The 2,407-nt window shown below is 64.0% G+C and carries 2 protein-coding genes and 1 pseudogene; 1 reads left to right on the top strand and 2 read right to left on the bottom strand.

The window, feature by feature from the left end; all coding sequences use genetic code 11:
• Nucleotides 1-1,090, bottom strand: a 1,090-nt coding sequence (locus EN925_RS32045) for a M23 family metallopeptidase (protein ID WP_164894533.1), incomplete at its 3' end; no start/stop codon positions are given.
• A gap of 150 nt (nucleotides 1,091-1,240) precedes the next feature.
• Complete coding sequence (locus EN925_RS32040) at nucleotides 1,241-1,708, bottom strand: peroxiredoxin (RefSeq protein WP_023810305.1); 468 nt, start codon at nucleotides 1,706-1,708, stop codon at nucleotides 1,241-1,243.
• Nucleotides 1,709-1,803: 95 nt separating this feature from the next.
• Between EN925_RS32040 and EN925_RS32035 the strand changes: the two are divergent.
• Nucleotides 1,804-2,407: pseudogene (locus tag EN925_RS32035) on the top strand (hypothetical protein); the annotation flags it as partial.

The raw sequence follows: 2,407 nt of genomic DNA, 5'->3' as shown, positions 1-2,407 counted from the left end.
CGCCTTCAACCATGCGGCCATAGCCGCCGTTCCAGCCGGCCTTGGTGACGGTGCCGGGCGCCGTGACCTTTGCGGCCATGCCGATCGGCGCCCTGAAATCCATGCCGGAATGCAGTGCCGCGGTGCCGAGGATCGGGTCGGTGCGCACGCCGAACGGGCTGGTGACGGAGTGGCCCGGCGCGGGGTTGGTCAGCGGCAGCTGGCGCGCTTCTTTCTTGAGATGGTCGAGCGCGTCCAGCGCTTCGTCCAGCTCCTTGACCTTGCTGTCGAACATCATCGAACTGTCGAGCGGGATCAGCGGTCCGCCGACGTCGCTGTCGCCCTTGCCGAAGTCGCTGTCGACGGGCAGTCCGGCCGCCTCGAGCGCCTGGGTGATGGCATCGGCGCTCTTATAGGCATTGTCGGCAAGCGTGCTGATGCGGGTCAGTTGATCGCTCTCGATGGATTTCAACGACTGGTTGATCGAGACGAAGAGCTTGTCGGCACGATCGGCGGCTGAATCATTGGGCAGCGGATCGGAGCGGGTTGACCACAGCGAGAACGGCCTTGTGTCGCCGGCGCCGAGATCGGCGCTCAGGCTGGCGACCGCATAATTCCGCGCGGGCTCCTTGATGCTGCCGGTCGCTTCGGCGCGTTTGTCCGGCTTCGCAGCCGCTGCCGGATCTTCGGCCGGCGCTGCGCCGACTTCGCTCTCGGCGCGTTCGAGCAGCGGACCAAGGCGGCCATGACGCTGGCTCAACTGGCTCTGGCGTTCAAGCAGTTCGCTGACCTTGGTTTCCATCAGCTGCTGGTCGAGCAACTGGCGGCTGGTGATGCGGTCGACCTGGGCGCGAAGCGCCGAAATGCGATCTTCATAGGCTTGCTGCATGCGCGCCTGACGCGCCGTTGTGGCGCCGATCAAATCGTCGCGCAGCACGAGATAGGAGGTGGCCATGAGGTAGCCGACGGCAATGGCGGCCAGCGCCGAGCCGATAAAGGCCGCCAGCCACGGTCGGATCGTAAAATGCCTGATCTCGTTGCCCCGGGCGATGATGACCGTATGGGGCTCCTTACGCTTGCCGAAGACTGCGGACTGACCGGTTGCGTTCACGGGACCAAGCTTTCGTTTACGACACCACGACAGCTTGATTACACATTATTAGGGTTAACAAAGGCTTGCAGCGATAGCTTGCTCGCAGCGATTGCCCGCCAGGCGTGCGTAAGGTTGCAAGGGAACCTGGGCCAGCCTCGCCGGCAAACCTCAAAGCGCTCGAACGGCCTCGAGCACCTCTTCGGCATGGCCCTTGACGCGGACCTTGCGCCAGATCCTGGCGATCCGCCCGTCGCGGCCGATCAGGAACGTCGCGCGCTCGACGCCCATATACTTGCGGCCATACATCGATTTCTCGACCCACAGATGGTAGGCCTCGATCACCTTGCGCTCCTCGTCGGCGGCGAGGTCGATGGTGAGATTGTATTTCGACTTGAACTTGTCGTGCTTCTTGACGGGGTCGGGCGACAGGCCGATCACCACGGCGCCGGCCTTCTCGAACTCCGGCTTCAACTGCGAGAAGCTGATCGCCTCCTGCGTGCAGCTTGTTGTGTCGTCCTGCGGATAGAAATAGAGCACGATGGGCTTGCCGGACGATGCGGCAAGGCTGACCGATCCGCCGCCGTCCCGCGGCAGGTCAAATTGCGGCGCAAGATCGCCTACGTCGAGGTCAGCCATACCGATGCCCTTGTTTGAGGTTACGCGCGAAGCCACACCGATATAGTGTCGGACGGGGATTCGTCCACGATCGAGTTCGTACAACGGAAAATTGCGTGGATCAGGAGCGACCGCAGCACGAGAAGATCCGGTTCAGGCGTGATGAGATCACCGACCTGGGGACCTTTCCGTCCGCCTGCCGTGTGCCGCCGCTTGGTCAGGCGTCGATCGGACGCGGTTTTCGCATCCTGTCGCGACTGTTCGCCGGTCTGGTCGCTTTCGTGCTGCTGGCCGCCGTGCTCGTTTATCTGGTTGGCGCCTCCGGCATCGGAGCCGACCGGCTTCGCGCCGAGGCGGAAACGGCGCTTGAGAAACTGGCGGGCGTCGATGTCAATGTCGCGGTCGGGCCTGCCCGCATCACGCTCGACGGTTCGAGTTTCATCGCGCTTCAGGTCAGCGACGTCAGCTTGAAGACATCAGACGGCAAGCCGATGGCCGATGCCGGCCGCGTGCGCTTCGGCGTGCGTCTGTTCCCGCTGCTGTGGGGAGATGTGCGGCTGACCAGCGCCAGGATCTCGGATGCCCGCATCGTCGTGGCGGCGATGCCGTCAGGCGGCGACTGGACCGCCGGCCTGCGCAATGCGGACGGCCTCATCGATCCGGAGAAGCTGTCCGCCGCGGTGTTCGGAAACATCAAGCACGCAGTCGATGCCGTGCGGG

It is taken from the genome of Mesorhizobium sp. M7A.F.Ca.US.006.04.2.1, from assembly GCF_004022915.1.
Lineage (GTDB): Bacteria > Pseudomonadota > Alphaproteobacteria > Rhizobiales > Rhizobiaceae > Mesorhizobium > Mesorhizobium ciceri.
Note: the sequence above shows the minus strand (reverse complement) of the source record. Positions and strands in the feature narration are given on the sequence as shown.